Source organism: Paenibacillus medicaginis (genome assembly GCF_042138635.1).
Classification (GTDB): Bacteria; Bacillota; Bacilli; order Paenibacillales; family Paenibacillaceae; genus Paenibacillus; species Paenibacillus medicaginis.
Genome location: NZ_JBHIRY010000022.1, coordinates 16,074 through 35,824, shown reverse-complemented (window position 1 = coordinate 35,824; position 19,751 = coordinate 16,074). Strand labels below are relative to the sequence as shown.

19 protein-coding genes, 2 pseudogenes and 1 riboswitch are annotated in these 19,751 nt (G+C 50.3%); of the genes and pseudogenes, 13 read left to right on the top strand and 8 right to left on the bottom strand.

Annotated features, from left to right (window positions below):
• Positions 1-14 precede the first annotated feature (14 nt).
• The 3 genes and pseudogenes from ACE5LO_RS19560 to ACE5LO_RS19550 form a co-directional block, all read right to left on the bottom strand.
• Positions 15-1,109, bottom strand: a complete 1,095-nt coding sequence (locus ACE5LO_RS19560) for a threonine aldolase family protein (protein ID WP_375521684.1) — start codon at positions 1,107-1,109, stop codon at positions 15-17.
• A gap of 100 nt (positions 1,110-1,209) precedes the next feature.
• On the bottom strand, positions 1,210-2,019 hold the full coding sequence (locus ACE5LO_RS19555; RefSeq protein WP_375521683.1) for a carbohydrate ABC transporter permease: 810 nt from the start codon (positions 2,017-2,019) through the stop codon (positions 1,210-1,212).
• Between the two features lie 17 nt (positions 2,020-2,036).
• Positions 2,037-2,435, bottom strand: a pseudogene (locus ACE5LO_RS19550) (carbohydrate ABC transporter permease); the annotation flags it as partial.
• Between ACE5LO_RS19550 and ACE5LO_RS19545 the strand changes: the two are divergent.
• The 3 genes and pseudogenes from ACE5LO_RS19545 (at position 2,428) to ACE5LO_RS19535 (ending at position 6,404) form a co-directional block, all read left to right on the top strand.
• Positions 2,428-4,495 (top strand): annotated as a pseudogene (locus tag ACE5LO_RS19545) (hypothetical protein). The pseudogenes ACE5LO_RS19550 and ACE5LO_RS19545 sit on opposite strands and share 8 nt — an antisense overlap.
• A 79-nt stretch (positions 4,496-4,574) precedes the next feature.
• Positions 4,575-5,375: a LacI family DNA-binding transcriptional regulator gene (locus ACE5LO_RS19540; RefSeq protein ID WP_375521682.1), complete on the top strand. Its 801-nt coding sequence runs from the start codon at positions 4,575-4,577 to the stop codon at positions 5,373-5,375.
• Between the two features lie 186 nt (positions 5,376-5,561).
• Positions 5,562-6,404 (top strand): hypothetical protein, encoded by an 843-nt coding sequence (locus tag ACE5LO_RS19535; protein ID WP_375521681.1) that lies wholly within the window; start codon positions 5,562-5,564, stop codon positions 6,402-6,404.
• Positions 6,405-7,199: 795 nt separating this feature from the next.
• Here the strand turns inward: ACE5LO_RS19535 and ACE5LO_RS19530 are convergent.
• On the bottom strand, positions 7,200-8,102 hold the full coding sequence (locus tag ACE5LO_RS19530; RefSeq protein ID WP_375521680.1) for a transposase: 903 nt from the start codon (positions 8,100-8,102) through the stop codon (positions 7,200-7,202).
• A gap of 1,109 nt (positions 8,103-9,211) precedes the next feature.
• On the opposite strand from ACE5LO_RS19530, the gene ACE5LO_RS19525 reads away from it, so the two are divergent.
• Positions 9,212-9,574 (top strand): TM2 domain-containing protein, encoded by a 363-nt coding sequence (locus tag ACE5LO_RS19525; protein ID WP_375521679.1) that lies wholly within the window; start codon positions 9,212-9,214, stop codon positions 9,572-9,574.
• On the top strand, positions 9,574-9,993 hold the full coding sequence (locus ACE5LO_RS19520; protein ID WP_375521678.1) for a TM2 domain-containing protein: 420 nt from the start codon (positions 9,574-9,576) through the stop codon (positions 9,991-9,993). The genes ACE5LO_RS19525 and ACE5LO_RS19520 overlap by 1 nt, the downstream gene beginning before the upstream one ends.
• Positions 9,994-10,112: 119 nt before the next feature.
• Here the strand turns inward: ACE5LO_RS19520 and ACE5LO_RS19515 are convergent, their stop codons facing one another.
• Positions 10,113-10,328 carry a cold-shock protein gene (locus ACE5LO_RS19515; RefSeq protein ID WP_375521677.1) on the bottom strand — a complete coding sequence of 72 codons (216 nt, stop codon included), beginning with the start codon at positions 10,326-10,328 and terminating at the stop codon, positions 10,113-10,115.
• 104 nt (positions 10,329-10,432) lie between these two features.
• Positions 10,433-10,633, bottom strand: coding sequence for a cold-shock protein (locus tag ACE5LO_RS19510; protein ID WP_017813974.1), 201 nt, complete (start codon positions 10,631-10,633; stop codon positions 10,433-10,435).
• A gap of 428 nt (positions 10,634-11,061) precedes the next feature.
• Positions 11,062-11,166: riboswitch (TPP riboswitch) on the top strand.
• 101 nt (positions 11,167-11,267) lie between these two features.
• Between ACE5LO_RS19510 and thiD the strand changes: the two genes are divergently transcribed.
• The 3 genes from thiD (at position 11,268) to ACE5LO_RS19495 (ending at position 13,323) form a co-directional block, all read left to right on the top strand.
• Positions 11,268-12,098: a bifunctional hydroxymethylpyrimidine kinase/phosphomethylpyrimidine kinase gene (thiD, locus tag ACE5LO_RS19505; RefSeq protein ID WP_375521676.1), complete on the top strand. Its 831-nt coding sequence runs from the start codon at positions 11,268-11,270 to the stop codon at positions 12,096-12,098.
• Positions 12,095-12,775: a thiamine phosphate synthase gene (thiE, locus tag ACE5LO_RS19500; protein ID WP_375521675.1), complete on the top strand. Its 681-nt coding sequence runs from the start codon at positions 12,095-12,097 to the stop codon at positions 12,773-12,775. The genes thiD and thiE overlap by 4 nt, the downstream gene beginning before the upstream one ends.
• A 170-nt stretch (positions 12,776-12,945) precedes the next feature.
• The gene (locus tag ACE5LO_RS19495) at positions 12,946-13,323 is read left to right on the top strand and encodes a hypothetical protein (RefSeq protein ID WP_375521674.1); all 378 of its coding nucleotides are present in this window, start codon (positions 12,946-12,948) and stop codon (positions 13,321-13,323) included.
• Positions 13,324-14,152: 829 nt separating this feature from the next.
• Here the strand turns inward: ACE5LO_RS19495 and pyk are convergent.
• Positions 14,153-15,568 (bottom strand): pyruvate kinase, encoded by a 1,416-nt coding sequence (pyk, locus tag ACE5LO_RS19490; RefSeq protein ID WP_375521673.1) that lies wholly within the window; start codon positions 15,566-15,568, stop codon positions 14,153-14,155.
• 106 nt (positions 15,569-15,674) lie between these two features.
• Here pyk and ACE5LO_RS19485 point away from each other — a divergent pair, with 106 nt between their 5' ends.
• The 5 genes from ACE5LO_RS19485 to ACE5LO_RS19465 all read left to right on the top strand — a co-directional run bounded on the left by ACE5LO_RS19485 (position 15,675) and on the right by ACE5LO_RS19465 (position 18,406).
• Positions 15,675-16,460 (top strand): helix-turn-helix domain-containing protein, encoded by a 786-nt coding sequence (locus tag ACE5LO_RS19485; protein WP_375521672.1) that lies wholly within the window; start codon positions 15,675-15,677, stop codon positions 16,458-16,460.
• A 126-nt stretch (positions 16,461-16,586) separates the two neighbouring features.
• Positions 16,587-16,874: a nucleotidyltransferase family protein gene (locus tag ACE5LO_RS19480; protein WP_375521671.1), complete on the top strand. Its 288-nt coding sequence runs from the start codon at positions 16,587-16,589 to the stop codon at positions 16,872-16,874.
• Positions 16,871-17,218 (top strand): HepT-like ribonuclease domain-containing protein, encoded by a 348-nt coding sequence (locus ACE5LO_RS19475; protein ID WP_375521670.1) that lies wholly within the window; start codon positions 16,871-16,873, stop codon positions 17,216-17,218. The genes ACE5LO_RS19480 and ACE5LO_RS19475 overlap by 4 nt, the downstream gene beginning before the upstream one ends.
• A 190-nt stretch (positions 17,219-17,408) precedes the next feature.
• On the top strand, positions 17,409-17,756 hold the full coding sequence (locus ACE5LO_RS19470; RefSeq protein WP_375521669.1) for a hypothetical protein: 348 nt from the start codon (positions 17,409-17,411) through the stop codon (positions 17,754-17,756).
• Between the two features lie 302 nt (positions 17,757-18,058).
• Positions 18,059-18,406, top strand: a complete 348-nt coding sequence (locus ACE5LO_RS19465; RefSeq protein WP_375521668.1) for a hypothetical protein — start codon at positions 18,059-18,061, stop codon at positions 18,404-18,406.
• 372 nt (positions 18,407-18,778) lie between these two features.
• Here ACE5LO_RS19465 and ACE5LO_RS19460 read toward each other — a convergent pair whose 3' ends face one another.
• A complete protein-coding gene (locus tag ACE5LO_RS19460) occupies positions 18,779-19,732 on the bottom strand; it encodes an EamA family transporter (RefSeq protein ID WP_375521667.1) in 954 nt (317 codons plus the stop codon).
• Positions 19,733-19,751 lie beyond the last annotated feature (19 nt).

The window sequence follows — 19,751 nt, the reverse complement described above, 5'->3', positions numbered from 1 at the left end:
CTGAATTAAACGATTTACCCCAATGTACGAAGCTTCTCATCCAGCATTTGAAAGGCTGCCTTAAGCTTCTCTTTGGGCATTTCCGCATACCGGTCACCGATGCTGACCTCATACTGGCATGAAGTGTCAGCAGCAGCAGTGAGATAACCGGTCAGGCCGACCCCTGTCGCTTTATAAATCTCCACCAGCACAGGCTCAAGCTTCTCCTTCGGCACATGGGCATGCACATGAAACATATTGGATACAGGCACCTCCGGAAGAGTGGTTATGCCATGACACTCGTTGTACAAGGCAGCCAGTTCCTTGGCTTCACGGTAATATTGCTGCATTTTGTCCTGCCGCAGGTTGAAATAATAATCGGCACTCAGAATATAAGGATACAGGCTGATCAGATCACCACCATGACGCCTTTTCCATACCTTGGACTCTTGGATAAAGTCGCTTTCCCCCGCCAATACAGCCCCTGCAATCCCTCCAATGCCTTTATAGACCGATATATATACACTATCGAACAGGCTGCTGATCTCTGCGGCTGTCTTCTGATAATACGGCGTAACCTCCAGCAGACGCGCTCCGTCCATATGCAGCTTGATGCCCTTGCTGCGGCAGTATGCCGATATGGCTTCAAGCTCCTCATACTCGGGCAACTGTCCACCGATTTCACGCTGCGGAAGTTCAAGCAGCAGACAGGCGATGTCCTCCGGCATTTGCCGGACATCCTCCAGTTGGATCAGTCGGTCTTTGTCTGCGAGCAGCACACTCTCGATATGATGCAGCTCCTTCAAGCCGCCCTCCTCATGGATTTCCAGATGGCATAAGGGATGGTACGCAACTCTTTTTAGCTTTTTTACGTCACACCAAATCCGCAGGGCAATCTGCTGGGCCATCGTTCCGCTGGGAAAAAACACGGCTGTTTCCTTTCCCAGCATGGTGGCCATCTTGTTCTGAAAATCCTCAATGACCTGTCCTGCTCCATAATGGTCGCTTTCCAGCGTGTCTTCCACTGCATCCAGCGCCTCCTTGAGCACCTGAACATTGCGCTTACCGTGACCAGGCAGGCGATATTCCGCCTCATTGAAGGCCTTTAGCAACAGGTTTTTGTCGTCCATCTCTCCGTTCCCCTCTCTACGCCTTTACATAATTATCATTAAAGTTATCACATCATTGCTTGCTGCGGCAAAGGCCTGGCAAAATACTTGATCGTTCACGCTACTTGATGCCTGAAATGGTGTAGTTGTCGATAATATACTTTTGAAAAATGATGATGATCGGAACGACCATGAAGGCCGATCCGGCCATTTGCAGTGCAAATTGGCTCTCGTTCTGTCCCTTCAGCAAAGAGAGGCCGACCGACAGGGTATACAGCTTCTCATCATTGGCAACGATGAGCGGCCACAGAAAGCTGTTCCAGCCCCCGATAAAGGTCAGTATGGCCTGCACCGCCAGAATCGGCGTCGAAATCGGAAGCACAATCTGCAGAAAGGTCCGGAACTCTCCCGCTCCATCCAGACGGGTCGCCTCAAGCAGTTCGTCCGGAATAGTGGTCATAAACTGGCGGAACAAAAAGATTGCAAACGCCCCCACCAGTCCCGGCAGCACGATACCTGTCATCGAGTTGGTCAGATGCAGCTGGTTGAGGATCAGATATACAGGGATCATGGTCACCTGTCCCGGGATCATCATCGTAGCCAGCACCAGATAAAAGAGGACTCCTCTTCCTTTAAAATGGAACTTGGCAAAACCATATCCGGCCATCGCGTTCAGGAACAGGCCGATGAACGAGAAAAAAACAATGATCAGCGTATTTTTCAAATAAACCCCGAAGGCCATGTTGTCAAACAGATTGCGGAAGTTCTCCAGCGTGAATTGCTGCGGCCAGAGCGTTGGCGGAATCTGCTTGACTTCTGCTTCCAGCTTGAAGGAAGACAGGATCATCCATACAAAGGGGAGCAGCACCAACAGCCCGCCAATCGTCAGGAGTATGCCGACCGTCCATTGAAACGCTTTTGCTATTTTCATAGGATTACCTCTCCCTCTCAGGACTCCGCTTTGTTCTGCAGACGGAACTGGATCAATGTGATCGCGATGATCGCAAAGAACAGCACGAATGACCCCGCCGCCGCATAACCAAACTGGCTGAACTTAAATCCGTTGTTGTAAATGAACAGAGCGGCCGAGATCGTGCCGTCGAGCGGGCCGCCGTCGGTCATGACAAACGGCTCCTCGAAAAACTGCAGCCAGCCGATCATCGTGGTGATCGAGACAAAAAAGATCGCAAAGCGCAGCTGCGGCAGTGTGATATACCAGATTTGCTGCCAGCTATTTGCCCCGTCCAGCTGAGCCGCCTCATAATAGGATTTCGGAATCCCCTTGATCGCCGCGATGAAGATGATCATGTTCAGCCCGATCCCCCTCCATACCGCGAGAATGATCAATTGGTTACGGACGGCAGGTACGTACACCGACTCCGGAACCCGCCTGCAGGCAGGCAATCTGTGCTTTGAATTTCTGAACAGCGGAGATATTTATCAGATTCGCTCCGGCAGCATAATGATCAACCAGCTGTTATCCAATGAGATTGACGGTTCTCTCAACAATTTATATCTCCGTCTTCATAGACCTGACGGCATCCGTTCCTTCCCCCTGCTCGGTGTCCGCTCGGCCAGCCGGATGCGAAAGCACCGGAATCATATCATGTGGGAAGGTCGTACCGAAGACGTCGGCTATAAAGTGATTTTCAGCCTGAGCAGCCGCAATGTATGGTTCTGGGATGTTGAAATTGAAGGCAGCGGGGTGGCCGCTGACCTGATTTATGGACAGGATGTCGGTATAGCCGGCATAGACGCCGTGCGCAGCAACGAGGCGTATTTGTCCCAGTACATTGATCATACTGTCTATCATGACGACATCCGGGGATATGCGGTATGCTCACGCCAGAATATGCCGCAGGAAGGGACCTTCCCTTACTTGCAGCAAGGCTCCTTGACGGGAGCGTCCGCTTTCTCCACGGACGGATTCCAGTTCTTCGGCCTATCGTATAAAAAAAACGGAGCTGCCGGAAGCTCTGCTCAAGGACTCGCTGGCGAATGAAGTCTATCAATATGAATTTGCCTATACGGCGCTTCAATCCGAGCGTGTCTTTCTGAATGGGAAAGCGGGCTTTGTGTTCTACGGCTTGTACAGAGCTGACCACCCGGCAGCCGTGACGGCGCTGGAGTTCACAGACGTATTGGCGCAGGCCCGCGAAGAGGTGAGCACTTCGCTCACCCTTGCCGCTGCATTGCCTGCGGATATGTCCCAGGCACCAGCCCCGTCCGGAACAGCGCTTGCTGCAGGGGCATCGTTGTCTGCGCTCCCGCTGAGCGAAGAGGAGATTAATGCCCTCTTCCCGAACCGCCGTGAGGAAGAGCGCGACGGTGACGAGCTGCTCTCCTTTTTTACAGATACCTATGAGCATGTCGTTCTGCCGGCCAAAGAGCTGCGTGTTGAACGCCCTCACGGCCATATTCTGATGGACGGGCACCTCGGCTCCAGGGAGGAAATCATCACAACCACCTCCTACATGTACGGGATATTCAATTCCCAGCTTGTGGTGGGCAATACGAATTTCAATAAAATGATCACCCATGCCAGAAATTCGTTAAATGCACAAAAAGCCGTCGGGCAGCGCATTTATGTTGAGATGGACGGCGTTTACCGGCTGCTCTCTCTCCCTTCCTGCCGCTTGCTGCCGATGACGCGCAGCATGATCAGCGAGCTGCTGAGCAGAGAGCAGGCGCTCGCGCACGAAGCGTTGATCCGCGAGCAGCTGCTGTGCCCGGATGGCGTTCGCCTCATGAACCGCCCGGCATTCTATGCCGGCGGTGTCAGCACGCATTTCAAGCGGGCGGAGCAGGCTGCCAATTTTGGACGGGAAATCGGGCTGCAGTACGTCCATGCCCACATCCGCTACGTGGAAGCGCTGGCCAAGCTGGGCCGGTCACAGGAGGCGTGGCACGGGCTCAGCGTCATCAACCCGATGGGCCTCCGGCACACGGTTCCGCATGCGGAGCTGCGGCAAAGCAACGCGTACTTCAGCAGCTCGGACGGCAAGTTCCGGACCCGCTATGAAGCACAGGACCGCTTCGCAGAGCTGAAAGACGGCTCCGTTCCGGTTAAAGGCGGTTGGCGGATTTATTCCAGCGGTCCCGGCATCTATATGAACCAGCTGATCACGGGCTGCCTGGGCATCCGCCAATGCGAAGGCGATCTCGTCATCGATCCAGTGCTGCCCGCCGGGCTGGACGGATTGGAGTTCCAATTCGCCTATGCGGGAACACCAGTCACCTTCATATACCGCCTGCAGGGCAGGAAACGCTCGGTGACCCTGAACGGCAGCGCCCTGGAATGGACGCCGGAAGGCAACCGTTACCGCGAAGGCGGTATGAGAATTACGCGGCAGCAGTTTGACAATGGCTGTCTGGCGGATGGCAACCGGATCGAAATTATGCTGTAATCAACATCCGGCGGATTGGCTGAGGATGGCGATCTCTTCACGATCGCCATTTCTTTTTTGGAAATAGAGGAGGAACACCATGGTCAGTATTAAAGATATTGCCCGTAAGGCAGGCGTCTCCATCTCGACCGTCTCTTATGCCCTGAACGGCAGTGACAAGGTGACGCCGGAAACATGCGCCAGAATTCTGGCGATTGCCAAAGAAATGAATTATGTGCCCAATGCGGCCGCACGCAATCTGAAGAAAAGGGAAACCCGCATCATCGGTGTATTTCTGACCGATTTTAGCGGTGACGTATACGGTGATTTATTGTACGGCATCAAGGAGATTATGAACCGGAAGGGATACGATCTGATCGTGTGCAGCGGCAAGCAGTCACACCGCATGCTGCCCGAGCGCATGATTGACGGAGCGATCGTGCTGGATCAGACGTTCTCCAGTGAGGAGCTGCTGCAATATGCCGAGCGCGGGCATAAAATCATCGTTCTCGACCGCGAGCTGAACCACCCGAATGTGAACCAGGTGCTGCTTGGCAACAAAGCAGGCGGCGAGCAGGCGGCCGAGCGGGTGCTCTCGGAATTCAAAGGAACGACCGCCGTATTCTGCCTCAATGACGAAATGGCCGTCGGGTTCTACAACAGAATGGCCGGCACGGGGCTTGAAATCGGCCGTGATATCCATGTGATCGGATTCGACAATATCGAGCTGGCCCATTACCTGCAGCCACGTCTCTCCACCATCGATTACTCGAAACGGAAATGGGGCGCGGTAGCCGCCGGGCAGCTGCTCGATATTCTGGCAGGCCAGCCAGTGGAGAATGAACGAATTTATGTCACACTGGTCAAGGGAGATTCCATAAGACTGACGCGGCAGGCTTAGGCCAAATTTTACAAAAGCAGTGAGGAAGCAGCATATACGCTTCCCCGCTGCTTTTTTTTGCGCGGTTTTTCTCCACGGAGCATACATTCAGCAAACGTTCAGCGGAGTTTAAGACTGGACTCATTTTCCTGATTTATGATAGGTCCTGTACCACAAAACATAGCAGAAAGGTGGCGTTTCAACAGTATGAACAACAGTTTAAAACCTAACAGCAAGAATACGAAAAAAGCCATTCTGGCAGGCAGCATGGCACTTGCCGTACTTACAGGGGCCGGTATCTGGTTTACCCAACCGGCGCAGGCGGCGGATACAACGGCGGCGGCTCAGGACAAGTCGACTGATCAAGGCAGCCGGGGAGCAGGCGGACATGGTCCGAGAGGAGGCTTCGGCTTTGGTTCAGGCGAGCTGCAGACCCAGCTGCAGGAGTGGCTGTCCCTCGATGCGGACACGCTCAAGTCTGAGCTAAAAGAAAAGACCCTAGCGGAAATTGCGGAGGCGCAAGGTGTTTCCACCGAAGACCTGCAGTCCAAGCTGGAAGCATGGCTGAAGGAGAATGTGCCGGCGAACCGTCCGGCCAAAGAAAGCTCTGACGATAGCAGCACTGATTCACAGACTGCCAAGACTCCCGACTTTGCGGACATGGCTGCCAAAATGCTGGAAAGTAAAGGCTTCGGCATGAGACATGATCATGGCGGCATGATGGGCGGTGGTATGATGGGCGGCGGCATGTTTGGAAACAATGAGGAACTGGCCACTCTGCTCGGCTTAACCGCCGACGAGTTGAAGACAGCGATCAAGGCCGGTTCCTCCCTGGCTGACATCGCGAAAGAGCAAAATGTGAACGTGGATGATGTCATTAATCTGCTGGTATCCTCCATGACCGAAAAGCTGAACGCACAACTGGAAGAAGGAAAACTGACTGACGAGCAGTATGAAGCTCGGAAGACTGAACTGGAAAGCCGAGTTACCAAGATGGTGAATGGCGAACACCCTGAGAAGCCTGCAAAAGCAGAAGATCAGCGACAATAGCAGCACGTTTTTCACCTTCTCACATCTCCCCTAATCTTATAAAAGGAAGCTGTTTCGCAAGCAGGAGCGGGCTGCGAAACAGCTTCTTCTTTATTTCAGGCCTTCCCAATACCATCATCAGCAACGCTGTGCAAACCAATGGAACCCTTGTAGACAAATCGTGGGCCGCTTTTTTAAACTACGACAGCATAATTAACTAACTTACTCAACTTTCGCAGAGCCCAAATCCACTTCAACCTTTGTAGCTGCTGGATTCTGAGGAATGCTGCTAAAGTTAAGTTAACTAATTTTATGGACTCAACCTAATCATCCGTGCTTGACAGTCAGGACGCCAGCCGATCGTGGCAAGACATGTGATACTCGCTTTTCAGGAGCCTTGCACGATTATCCCGTTGGATCAGGTCAAGAAAAACAGAAAACCGGGAACCAAAAAATACACTTTAGGCACGTTAAAGAAAATAACGGAGCATATGAGGCACAAAAATGCCTGTTGTTACGCTATTCAGGACCATCGAATGGGTCTATTATTTTTTTGGATCGTGCCTTATGGAGAAGCAGATCGGTTCGAGGTCATGAGACGTTCTTTGGAGAAAGCAGAGCGTTTAGACGATGAAACCGACCGAGAGAGAAGGAGGGAGGGAACGGAGCAAGGCACCGAAAAAATAAAAAGACCCTGGTCCTCGTTGCCGCTTGAACCTGAATGTTTCCGATGTCCTCATTCATACTAGCCGACACTAGCCCACACCGATCAAGCGACGCACCTTATGCTCACCTTTCCTCGTTCAAGTACTGCAATTAGGACGCAGCCGCAAGAGGCTGCATCGGTTGGCATGCAATCAGTTGGCGGTAAGGGATCGCCGGAATCGTCACGACCATGTACAGTAACTTCTGCCACATCGTTTCTTCTCCTTCGATTAAGCGCAGTCGGCGGCGGCCGGTGTACTCGTTGAGGTACGCCTGGAGATGCTTTGTTCCTAAGGCTACATACGTACTCTTCAGCGATGTCCACGCCTCTCTCACCACTTTTCGCAAGGGTCTATACAGCCGATAGGCTTGAGGGAACGATTGTACCGCCGATGCACGAACATCTACCTGTTCGTTGATGAACACAGCGAGTTCGTGACGATTCGCTCCGTGCCCATCTCCTCTCATCTGCGGCACCAGGCGGATTTTGACCTGCTCCGGCTCGCCCGACTCCGTGACCGTGCACCCGGCTACGACCGCCGAAGCATGCGGATGAGGAAACTGGGGCCGGGACGGATTGCACCCATACAGGTCGCTGTTCACCTTCACGTCTCCGCAGAGCAGCTCCCGGGCATCGAACTCCCCGATGGCATGGTGTAGTTTGTGTAGCACAGTCCAAGCTGTCTTGTAGGTGGCCTGGATCACCTGGCTCAGCCGCATCGCCGAGATGCCGTCGGGGAGCAGGAACAACTCCAGCGCCTGGAACCACTTGGTCAGGGGGAGATGCGTTCGTTCAAAAATCGTGCCCACCAAAGCCGACGTTTGATGCGCACACCTGGCGCACTCGAACAAAGGGACACGTCGGGAAGTCAGACGGCTGCAGCGGGCGTGACCGCAACGCGGGCAGACGAAGCCGTTCGGCCACTTCATCGCGATCACTGCCTCCATGCAGGCCTGCTCGTTGTGATAACGATGGCTAAAGGGTTGAAGTTCCGTTTCCACTTGGACTTCCATGTCTGCTCGCCTCCGAATCCATAATTCAAAATTCAAAATTCAAAATTCATAATTCACGAACATAAGTTCTTTTTTTCATTATACCAAACATATGTTCTTATATCAAGCCAAACATCCCACTTGAGCTACCTCTTTTTTCTTATCTCCTATCTCCTATCTCCTATCTCCTATCTCTTATCTCTTATCTCGTTTCTCTTTATTCCTTACCCTAGGCCCCCAAACCCTCAATCCCCGCATTCTGAGCAAAAGGGATAATCGTGCAAAGCTGCATGGAAAGGCATCAGGCATTAGGCATTAGGCATTAGGCATTAGGCATTAGGCATTAGGCATTAGGACTAGGACTAGGTACTAGGAACTAGTAACTAGGCGCTAGGCAACGGACACCAGACACCACACACTTTACAGACACCCATCTCACTCTGGCTACCAGACTCTGAGGGAGGCGAATCCCCTTCTTTCAACAAAGCTAGAAAAAAGCTGTCTGCTTTGATTCAGCGTCAACTCCAGCAGTGGATCTCCGTTTTGCCCAGTTAGATCAAGGCCTGTTTGCCGATTTCATGCTGCGAAAGTTGAGTAACTTATAAGTGAATTCCTTTTTGGCTCTCAGTCGTTGAGGTAGCCTGCGCTATTGCGATTAAATTTTTTGCGTAATATAACTAAGGAAGCTCCAATGGTGGATCTCCATCTTCAAGGAGCAGAGCTCGAACGGCTGCCACATATCCCTTAGCAATCTGCGCTTCGGTCATTTCAGCAGGTTGCGATTCTGACTGTTCCGTTTTCTCTGATATTGCTTAAAGCGTAGTTCCCCAACTCTTGTGACAATCTTTTTCTCCCATGCAGTATGGGTTCTCCGCAATTTAGATTCACAACGTAGACAGGCCCAAGGCTATTCATGACAAACGCCGGTTAACCGGCTTCGGAGCCGGCTCTTACAATCGAGTGATGAGCGGGATCGCGGAACTGAGACAAGCCAGGGTTCCATATAATATTCTAACGGTGCTGCATAGACAACAAGTCAAAGCACAATACAAAATTTTCCTCGCCACCCTTTACAAAATCTGATAAGATGGATTTGATTTTTACTGTCATATTAACGGGGGTTATGTCAATTGAGCTACAATATCGTTAGAAAAAGTCAACTGGATACCAGAGAGCTGATGCTGCTGGAGTCCGAAGTCAAAGCCCAAGGCAAAAATATGGTCGTCGCCTACGTGCTGTGGTATTTCCTCGGCATGTTCGGAGGACACCGGTTTTACGTGAAGAGAACCGGCAGCGCCGTCGCACAGCTGATTCTGTCCCTCACTCTGGTCGGAATGATCATCACTTCGATCTGGTGGATTGTAGATGCTTTCCTTATTCATACCTGGGTTAAAGATCACAACGAAAGAGTGGAAGACCGGCTGATCCACGATATTACATCCAGAAGATCTTTTGATAACTATAATAATCATGATAACCATGTGGTGTTTTAATGAGGCTTACTAAAGACCAGTTAACGGTCAATGAGATGCTGATTTTGAGCTCGGCCATGCGGGACACGGAAAAATCTCTGGCGCTCGCCTACCTCATGCTGATCGGAGGGCATTTGGGCGTACACCGCTTTTATCTGAAAAGAATTGCCACGGCTATCGTTCAGCTTGTCCTGTTTATTCTAACTACTATCTTTTACATCGTGTTTTCCATTGCACTGGAATTTGAAAGCGGACCGTTCATGATGCTGTCAGGGATTCTTCTCGTGCTATTCGGAGGGGCGCTGACCGTGTGGGTCATCGTCGACCTGTGCCTGATGCCCCGTATGGTGCGTGAATGGAACGAGCGGGCGGAAGCGGATATTATGGCTCAGCTTTATCAGCTGCGCCTGACTAATAAACAGCAAGGTATCGGATTGTAAAAAAACCTGTGCGCCTGAGAAAACTCAGGCGCACAGGTTTTTTTGTTGTCTGCGGAACCGCAGTGAAAAGGCACCAGCCCTAGGCCAGTGCCTTGAATAAAACGATGATGGCTGTAAACCTAACTGCTCTTGGTGGGGGGGGAGCTGCTGTTGTTGAGTACAACTAGCTTTTTCTCGCTTTTCTCCATCACGGAACCGCATAGAGAACAGGTTGGCTGAGCAGAGAATGCGAAATTATCTCTCATCCAGCCTTTACACGTATCACTGGTGCAAGACCAAATTACAGTGATCTCCTCAGGAGTCTCTTCCATTGGCTTTTTGCGCGAATTGTACATGAGCGTCCCCTCTTTTCCTATGAATTGTAAAGCAATATAAAAGCATCTGTTCCTCCGCCAGAAAAGAAAAGCCCCAAACCAGAGTTCGGGGCAGCATGGCAGAATTACAGTTTTACAACGTTCTCAGCTTGTGGTCCGCGGTTTCCTTCAACAACGTTGAACTCAACACGTTGGCCTTCGTCCAATGTTTTGAAACCGTCGCCTTGGATTGCGCTGAAGTGTACGAATACATCGTTACCGCCTTCAACCTCGATGAATCCAAAACCTTTCTCTGCGTTAAACCACTTAACTGTTCCTGTTTGCATGTGGAAATACCTCCAAATAAATATTTATATGACCTCTTATTTTTGTTCAAAATAAAAATTCACATATTGTACAAGGTTACCCTTAACCTGAGACAATAACCCTCTACAATATGCGAATGCAGATCCGTATTCCAGTAATTACATTATAGCACATTCAGAATACAATTACCAGCTAACGGTGAAATAACATTTTCTCCTATGTATCGGGGGGAAGGGAGAACGCTAACGTAAGCGGCATTTTTCCTGTATCGCCATCGTGTCTGGTTATTATCAAGTTTCAGGGGACACTTGCCTACCTTATTTATTTCCTGCTTTTCCGTTTCTATACCCTCTTCTGTAAAAAATGTTCCGCCTATTTTTGAACCTTTACAATCCCCTGTCATCATGTATATAGTTATATGCAGTCATTCAATCGAATAAGAGACTTGTTCAATCACTAGGGGAGCCTTCCCGGCTGAGACGAAGCTGTCTGCTTCGGACCCTTTGCACCTGATCTGGATCATACCAGCGGAGGAAAGTGAGACGATACGTCCAGCGGCATCAATCGGCCTGTTACTCTTCTTATCGTGGACCCGTCCCCTTTCCTCCGGAAAAGGGCGGGTCTTTTGTATGTACAAGAAGGAGGTGAGCGGTTATGACAACAACAGAAACGGCAAAAGCATTAACGATCGCCGGCTCCGACAGCGGCGGCGGCGCAGGCATTCAGGCAGATCTCAAAACCTTCCAGGAGCTCGGCGTCTACGGGATGTCCGTGCTTACAGCCGCCACTGCACAGAATACACTTGGAGTGCAGGGGGTTTTCCCGCTCACGGCAGAAGCGGTGGCCCGCCAGCTGGATTCGATTGGCCAAGACCTCACACCAGATGCAGTAAAAACCGGCATGCTGTTCAGCGCGGACATCATTGAGGCCGCCGCCGACAGAATCGCCCATTATGGGTGGCGCAATCTCGTCATCGATCCCGTTATGGTCGCCAAGGGCGGGGCGCCTCTGCTGAAGGGTGACGCGGTAGTCACCCTGATCCGCAACCTGCTTCCACACGCGTTGATCATTACCCCGAACCTGCCTGAAGCGGAGATACTCACCGGCATGAAACTCTTCAAAGCGCAAGACATCAGGGAAGCGGCACGGCGCATCCACGCCATGGGACCGGACATGGTCATCATGAAGGGCGGGCATGCCGGCGGCGATCTGGCCAGGGATCTTCTGTATGACGGCACAGCATTTACGGTGTTCGAAAGTCCACGGATACATACGATGGCGACACATGGCACGGGCTGCACGTATTCTGCAGCGATAACGGCTGGTCTCGCCAAGGGGCTTACCACGACTGGAGCGGTGCGTGTGGCCAAGGATTTCATTCAGGCTGCGATTGAGGACAGCCTTGGCATCGGATCAGGACATGGACCGACCAACCATTTTGCCTACCGACGAAGACGTTCGCAGAATGGTGGTGAGCTGACATGAACAGCCCCTTTGACAAACGGATCGACCCGGTGAAGCTGCGCCGGCAGCTTGCCGTGTATTTCATTATGGGCAGCATCAACTGTGGCGGCAAAGATCCCGTTATAGTTCTGCGCGAGGCGATCGCGGGCGGGGTCACCCTGTTTCAATTCAGGGAAAAGGGTACAGGCGCCCTGACCGGGCAGGCGGCTTACGAGCTGGCGCGGGAGTTGCAGGCGGTCTGCCGGGAAGGAGGCGTACCCTTTATCGTCAATGACGATGTGGAGATGGCGGCTGCGCTCGGTGCCGATGGCATTCATGTCGGACAGGAGGACGCCCCGGCCTCTTCCCTGCGCAGCAAGCTTGGGCATAGCGCTATTGTGGGGGTATCCGCGCACTCGGTAGAAGAAGCCCGGCGCGCTATCGCCGACGGAGCGGATTATCTCGGCGTCGGTCCCATGTATCCGACTCCGTCCAAAAGCGATGCCCGCCCTGTACAGGGCCCACACCTGATACAGGAGCTGCGCAGCCATGGCATCACCGTTCCGCTTGTCGGCATCGGCGGGATTACGCCTGCAAAAGCACCGCCTGTTCTTTCCGCCGGAGCGGACGGGGTATCTGTCATTTCAGCAATCTCCCAGGCTGAAGAGCCCGGACGGGCGGCAGCGGCCTTTGCCGCTCTGTACGGCAAGGCCACCTAGAAAATATGCGAACCCGGCTGATCCTTTGGGCTAATTTTTAACATGTTTTAAGCTTTATTTAAGATTGAGCGGTTACAATACAACATGTAAGCTACCTTCCACTCCAACATCATCAATGGACACATGCCGCCAAGCACATAAGTTCATGAAATTGAAGAAGGAGACCAATTATGAATTTGAAAAGAATACTTATATTCAGCACCTTGGCCCTTGCCATCGGCGAATCCCTAGGCAGCAGCACGGCGTCCGCAAGCACAGCCGTCAAGCCCAAACAGCAGGAAGCAAAGGTTGTTAAAGAAGACATTGTACAGATACTGGGTCTTTCCTCAGACGAAGAATTATATCATGCATTGTATGACGGCAAAACGATGGCCGATATTGCCGGTGAGACCGGCGCTGATATGAACCAGGTCATCCATCTGCAGGTGGCAGAGCTGACGGACCAGCTGAATCAGCGGCTTGCCCAAGGCAGCATTACGCGCGAGCAGTATGAGGCGCAAAAATCCGAATTGACGGAAATTGTGAAACGCAGTGTACATGGTATCTAAACAGTAAGAAGGCACGGGCCTTTTTTTAAAGCCCGTGCCTTCTAATCATTTTCTCGTGTTATCAGTCGCCCTAAATAAGCTTGCACCACAACTGGAATACTTATTACTTACTCCGAATTTTGAGCAACAGCAATCTCTTGCCGAAATCTATTCAGCAGTTGCAGATGTTATCGGAACTACTAAAGTCTAATAATCCGGGAAATCATAATCGTGCAAAGCTATGTATAAATGTTTCCCTGTTAAGAAAAAACCGGGTCTTGGCGTTTCAGATGTATGTATTACCTCCGGTATTGTGCCCCCTGCTACATAACCACGCTTAAACTTGTCCATTAGATGGCCGCCCCCCTCTATATAGTAAATAAAAAATCCACAGAATGTATTGTGGATTTGTCAGCGCTTTATGTTGTTCGATGCTATTCGAATTGTTTCTTTTTGCATTGCTTTATTGATTTTAGCCTGGGTTTCGGGAGAACGTTTCCCTTGAGACCCAACGTATTCATGCAGCGTAACACCAAAACCTCCATTCATACCTGAAACAAGTATACCATAAAATTAAGCCAAGTAAACTCGGCATTCGGGACCAAATTCCATTATATTCGCGGCTTCTTCAGACGTTGCCAATGAAACTGCAACACGGACCAAACGGGAGAAGTACGAAATATCTGTCAGGGTACGTTAAAGCCTGATTGCCGGCTTGGAAGTGACTTCGAGAGCATGTTCCGGCTGGTCGCCTCTCACTGCAAGTTGGATGAATTCCTTTATTCTCATCGGGTTCACTTTGTCTTCACTCCCAAGCTCTTTTGCTGAATCAGGTTGAGTTTTACGAAGATTACACCTGCTGCACCTTGATCAGGTTCGTGTTGCCGGTTTGACCGATGGGTACGCCGGCGGACAGAACGACCGTGTCTCCCGGGCAAATATAACCTGTTTCAATGGCGTTGCGTGTCGCTGTTTCAAACATTTCATCCGTAGTCGTCATTTTGCCGCCCAGAACCGGGATAACACCGGACAGCAGACAAATTTTCGGCAGCACCTCTTGATGCTGGGTGACGGCAATGATTGGCGCCTGCGGGCGGTACTTGGAGATCATGCGCGCCGTAAAGCCGCTTTCGGTCGCAATAATAATGGCACTGGCACTCAGCTCCAGCGACGCGCTTACCGCGCTCTGGCTGATGACCTCGGTAATATTGGTGAGTTGACCCGCTCTTCTCTTATTGAACTGCTCCATGTAATCGATAATAGATTCCGCCTGCTTGGCGATGGAAGCCATCGTTTGCACGGACGGAACGGGATATTTGCCTGCAGCCGATTCCCCGGACAGCATGACCACGTCCGCGCCCTGGGTTACCGCATTGAATACGTCGCTTACCTCCGCCCGGGTCGGACGAGGATTCACCTGCATCGATTCCAGCATATGTGTTGCCACAACAACCGGTTTGCCTGCCAGATTGCACTTGTCGATCATTTCCTTCTGCAGCATCGGCACTGTCTCAATCGGAACCTCTACCCCCAGGTCACCGCGCGCCACCATAATTCCGTCAGAAGCCTTGATAATCGCGTCCAGATTCTCCATGCCTTCCTGATTTTCGATCTTGGAGATGATCTGCACATGACCTGCATTATGGCTCTTCAGAATGCGGCGGATTTCCAGAATGTCCTCGCCTTTACGTACAAAAGAAGCTGCAATAATTTCCACCTGGTTCTGAATGCCAAACTCAATATGCTTCACATCACGCTCGGTGACACCCGGCAGGGAGGTATGAATGCCCGGCAGGTTGACGCCCTTGCGCGGCTTCAGCTTCCCGCCACTCACAATGCGACAGCGAATTTCCGTTCCTTCGACGGCAATTACAGTCAGGTCAATCAAGCCGTCATCGATCAGAATGCGGTCTCCCGCCTTCACGTCCCGGGTCAAATCCGGGTAGTTTACGCCGATGCGCTTGGCATCCCCAAGAATCTCCTCTGTCGTCAAAACCAGTTCTTCCCCGGTTTTCAGCTCACAGGACTCTTCCTTCAGCTTGCCGATCCGTACCTCGGGTCCTTTGATATCCATCATAATCGGCACGTACGTTCCCAGCTCGGACGCTGCCTTACGCACATTTTTCATGCGCTGCACATGTTCATCCAGCTCCCCGTGCGCCATATTCAAGCGGGCCACCGTCATCCCCGCCTGAATCATTTCCTTCAACACCGGAACCGAGTCGCTGGCAGGGCCGATGGTACAAATAATTTTCGTTTTCAGCATGATTGATCTCTCCTCCGTTTTTTCTTCATTGTAGCGTTTCCATTTCGTTAAGACTATGAAATATAGTATAGTAAATAGACTATAGTACAATTACGGGAGCCGTCATATGATCACAGTTGCAGATGTACAGCATCATCAGGGAATGGACTGGTACGCGGAGAGCACCACCGCCCCAGACAGCTATACCCTGTGTCTCGTCACCTACGGCAAATGTGTGTATTGGGTGGAAGGACAGAAGACCATCGTTGACAAAGGCAGCATGCTGCTGATCCCTCCCCGTTTAGGCTTTTATGGCAAAAGCATCCCCACTCTGTTCCATAGCAAGTATGTGATCATTTTTCGAAAATCATGTGCTGAAGAAGAAGGACTGCCCCTGCTGGATCGCACCAAAATCGTGAAGCTGAAGCTGGGCTGCTATGAGCTGGTGCGGGAACGGCTGCGGAGTATTCTTCATCAGTGGGAGGATAAACCGTCGTATTACAAACATATGACCAACGCACTGCTGACAGAGGCCCTGATCTATATGAACCAGGAATGGGATCGCGGAATGATTGCCGATGAGAAGCACAGGCATGTGGAGCGAATGAAGGAGTATATCCAGGCGCACTACCGGGAAAAGGTGACCAAAGAGGAGTTAGGCGAAGTCATCCAGCGAACGCCCAATTATGCCGCCACCCTCTTCCGCAGCGTCACGAACCAGACGATCAGCGAGTATGTTCACAGCCGCCGGATGAAGACGGCCATGTACATGCTCACGGAATCCCGGCTGACCGTGCAGGAGGTGTCGGAGTACCTCGGTTACCGGGACGCAACGTATTTTCATCGTATTTTCAAAAAAATGACCGGGGCCTCCCCGTCGGACTTTTTGCATGAGCGTTCGCAGATTAAGTAAATGGCACCCTTCCTCTCCTGGCCATCAACAACGGCATTCGTCCGGTTCGATTGATATCAAAAAAATAACTCTTTAGGTTATAATGAAAGCATAATAATGACGCTGATTCAATAGGAGGGAAGTTCAGTGAAGCGAGAAGACATTGAAAGTAAATTGAGAACTGAAAAGCAATATTTGAAGGAACATTTTTATGTCGAAAAGATTGGCTTATTTGGTTCCTTTGCTCGTGATGAACAGACAGAAACGAGTGATATCGATTTATTAGTTGAATTCTCTCGGCCTGTTGGATTTGAATTCCTGGATTTGAAGCATTATTTGGAAGCTCTATTTAATCGTCCAATTGATCTTGTTACGCCTAATGCCATCAAACCTTATATGAAGGAAGAAATACTCAGTGAGGTACAATATCAATGAAGCGGCCACTAAACTCATTAATGGATATTTTAGAGTCAATTAATCGGATAGAGTCATATCTATTAAACGTTGAGTATGAAAACTTCTTAGCTACTCAAATGCTTTTGGATGCAGTAGTTCGTAATTTAGAAATCATTGGAGAAGCGGCTAGAAACATTAATGATGAAGTAAAGAATAAATATCCAGAAGTTCCATGGAGGAATATGATCGGATTAAGAAATATTTTGATTCATGAATACTTTGGAATTGATGAAAGCATCGTCTGGGAAGTAGCCACAAGAAACTTACAAGAAATAAAACCACTAATTGTGAAGGCTATCCAGGAAGCGAGAGACTTCACTTAAACTGTATTCACACTCTTTAACTCACTTTCATCAACAGAAGAAAATACCAGATCGCTAAAGGATACATCCTATAAAAATTTCGATATTCTATGTGTAGTGTACGTCTATGCGTACGTCATTTGGAATGATTTTATCGTAAGCTTATGATTAACGATCAATATCGTAAATCATAAGCTTGGGGTGTTATGTAATGACGAAGAACGTCGAAGTTACGTTAGAACCCGTTTGTATTGTATTAGGCCCGTATGATGAGAATGAGCTTGGTTATAATCTGGCCCGAGGATTTTTGGTTGATGATACCCACGTTATGTATGTAGCTGAAGGTTACTTATGGCTTCGCAAGGTTAACCAGGCAACTAGGCATAACGGTCTGTATATAGACGATCCCAGTGCTGCCGGATTAATTTTGGCTTCAAATGTTACACAAATAGACGATGATTTTTTAGTTAAAGTTCACAACAAACTCACCACGATGAATGCATTAGAGTTTATTATTTCTGAGTTACATAGTTTGGTTACTGGTGATATGTTTTTTTAACGTTAGCTCATCTTAGAATTCTCCCACTCTTGCCCTGAGTTCATCCTTTTCTGATAGTTTCTAGACAATTAAAAATGGTAAAATAGAATTCAAAAGGAGGCGATTCTCGATGTTGTGCGGGGGAAGTTAGGGAGCTTTTTCCTGATCAGTTTGTGTTGGTCGAATCAAACCTATACCTGATCCGCAGGAAGCGTTAAAAGAATTGTTTTCCGCTAAGAATGAACGTTTTGTTTATCATACTTCTAACGAAGCGATTATTGTAGAAGTACGGGACAAACCTATGATTAGGAGAACTCGTAAACATGAATCTGGAATATACTATTGACGTTGCCCCGGAGTTATTCAATGCATACGAACCAGAGGACCAAATTCGGTTTATGACCGGTATTGGCGGAAGAGAGGCTGTCGTGCGCAGAAGAATTCACGAAGTGGAGTTTCTTAGCCAGGATGCAGAAGCCATCCGAAACCTTCCCGGACAACCTATACGGGTTACCATTGGAGCTGCTGGTGCAAAAGAAGCTCGGATCATTGATCCAGCTGGACCTCTAACCATTCCGGGCGGTCATACGCCTGAATCAAAAGCGGCTATGTCCAAGTATATTCGGAAGCGTAAAAGTGGCGAAGTCGAATTTACGTACAATCCTAGATAGCGTGATTTTTAAGAATGACATCCGATTTATGAGCATATGTTTTCCCAACAAAGATAAACAAATACTGGTGCATTTTCAAGAGTACCGCCTGTCCCAAGTTTCATGACCGGCCCGGAAGCATGTGGACGCGGAGTAGCCAATTTGAATGCGTAAGGGAGTATGAATTTCTTGAACGGCATTGTCCGTTCTTTTTTTTCTTGTCCACTGTCCATAAAGGTTTGCTTTCTGAGACGATCTGAAGAAACCATGTCCGGAATTGTGTTGGTCGTCAGAATCCCAGACTGTAATTTTTCAAAAAAAGGGAATGAATAGGTGAGTCAGATTTCTTCTCTCCCTATTCATTCCCTTTTTTATCTACACGACCAGGCACTCTCAAGAATAAATCGTTTTTGACCGCGAGAGCCGATATTTGTACAGCTCGGGCAGTGCCACGCCGGTGAGCACGATAATCACGCCGATCCACTGCAGTCCGCTAACATGCTCGTGAAGCACGATGGAAGACATAAGCACCGCCACTGGAAGCTCGGCCGCGCCGATGATGCCCGCCATATCCCCGCCAATATGAGGTACACCGATCGCAAACAGCACGGGAGGAATGAATGCTCCGAAAAAGCCAAGCAACAGGCCAAACACGAGCAGTTGACTCCAGATCAATCCGTTAAAAAGAAACGTTGGCGGGAACAAAATACACAGCAGGATCAAGCCACCCGTCACCATCCAGGCGCTTCTATAGGCCGGATGCGCAGCAGGCACGGCCTTGCCGCTAAACAGGACGAACAGCGAGTAGCTTACCGCCGACATAAGGCCCAGTACGATGCCCCAAACATTGAATTCGCGAAGCCCATGCTCCAGGAAACCCGCAGCAAGCAGCGTGCCGCCGAACAGGATCAGGAGCGTCAGCAACGTAACTTTATCAGGCCGCTGGCGCTTGCTCACCGCCTGAATCAGTACGCTGATCCAGGTAAACTGGAACAACAGGATGATGGCAAGTGATGCCGGAATGTACCGAAGCGATTGGTAATAGACGAGTCCGGTGATGACAGTTGGCGTGCCTGCAGCCATCAGAAGCAGGCGATGCTTCCAAGTCAGCCGCTGGAAGGCCTGAGCCGGGGCTGCCGCGCCTTGGCGTTGGCCTGCTTCGCGCGCCTTGCGGCGATGTTTGAATTTCGTATATAGAGCGAATAGCCACGACAGGATAAATCCCGTCAGGAGCTGGCTTCCAACAACCTCGCCCAGCTGATAGCCCTGCCCGTAAGCCAGAACCACGATCGTCGATAATATGCCGTAACTCATGGCTCCCGCGAGAACGGCCACATAATATTTCATTGCTTTTACTAACCCCCTG

What these genes read in the sequence shown, in the direction of transcription:
- thiE (WP_375521675.1), top strand. Translation starts at nt 12,095, where the DNA reads ATGAACAGCCCCTTTGACAAACGGATCGACCCGGTGAAGCTGCGCCGG.
- ACE5LO_RS19535 (WP_375521681.1), top strand. Translation starts at nt 5,562, where the DNA reads ATGAACAACAGTTTAAAACCTAACAGCAAGAATACGAAAAAAGCCATT.
- pyk (WP_375521673.1), bottom strand. Translation starts at nt 15,568, where the DNA reads ATGCTGAAAACGAAAATTATTTGTACCATCGGCCCTGCCAGCGACTCG.
- thiD (WP_375521676.1), top strand. Translation starts at nt 11,268, where the DNA reads ATGACAACAACAGAAACGGCAAAAGCATTAACGATCGCCGGCTCCGAC.
- ACE5LO_RS19540 (WP_375521682.1), top strand. Translation starts at nt 4,575, where the DNA reads ATGGTCAGTATTAAAGATATTGCCCGTAAGGCAGGCGTCTCCATCTCG.
- ACE5LO_RS19470 (WP_375521669.1), top strand. Translation starts at nt 17,409, where the DNA reads ATGACGAAGAACGTCGAAGTTACGTTAGAACCCGTTTGTATTGTATTA.
- ACE5LO_RS19520 (WP_375521678.1), top strand. Translation starts at nt 9,574, where the DNA reads ATGAGGCTTACTAAAGACCAGTTAACGGTCAATGAGATGCTGATTTTG.
- ACE5LO_RS19510 (WP_017813974.1), bottom strand. Translation starts at nt 10,633, where the DNA reads ATGCAAACAGGAACAGTTAAGTGGTTTAACGCAGAGAAAGGTTTTGGA.
- ACE5LO_RS19485 (WP_375521672.1), top strand. Translation starts at nt 15,675, where the DNA reads ATGATCACAGTTGCAGATGTACAGCATCATCAGGGAATGGACTGGTAC.
- ACE5LO_RS19560 (WP_375521684.1), bottom strand. Translation starts at nt 1,109, where the DNA reads ATGGACGACAAAAACCTGTTGCTAAAGGCCTTCAATGAGGCGGAATAT.
- ACE5LO_RS19460 (WP_375521667.1), bottom strand. Translation starts at nt 19,732, where the DNA reads ATGAAATATTATGTGGCCGTTCTCGCGGGAGCCATGAGTTACGGCATA.
- ACE5LO_RS19465 (WP_375521668.1), top strand. Translation starts at nt 18,059, where the DNA reads ATGAATCTGGAATATACTATTGACGTTGCCCCGGAGTTATTCAATGCA.
- ACE5LO_RS19530 (WP_375521680.1), bottom strand. Translation starts at nt 8,102, where the DNA reads ATGGAAGTCCAAGTGGAAACGGAACTTCAACCCTTTAGCCATCGTTAT.
- ACE5LO_RS19555 (WP_375521683.1), bottom strand. Translation starts at nt 2,019, where the DNA reads ATGAAAATAGCAAAAGCGTTTCAATGGACGGTCGGCATACTCCTGACG.
- ACE5LO_RS19495 (WP_375521674.1), top strand. Translation starts at nt 12,946, where the DNA reads ATGAATTTGAAAAGAATACTTATATTCAGCACCTTGGCCCTTGCCATC.
- ACE5LO_RS19515 (WP_375521677.1), bottom strand. Translation starts at nt 10,328, where the DNA reads ATGTACAATTCGCGCAAAAAGCCAATGGAAGAGACTCCTGAGGAGATC.
- ACE5LO_RS19475 (WP_375521670.1), top strand. Translation starts at nt 16,871, where the DNA reads ATGAAGCGGCCACTAAACTCATTAATGGATATTTTAGAGTCAATTAAT.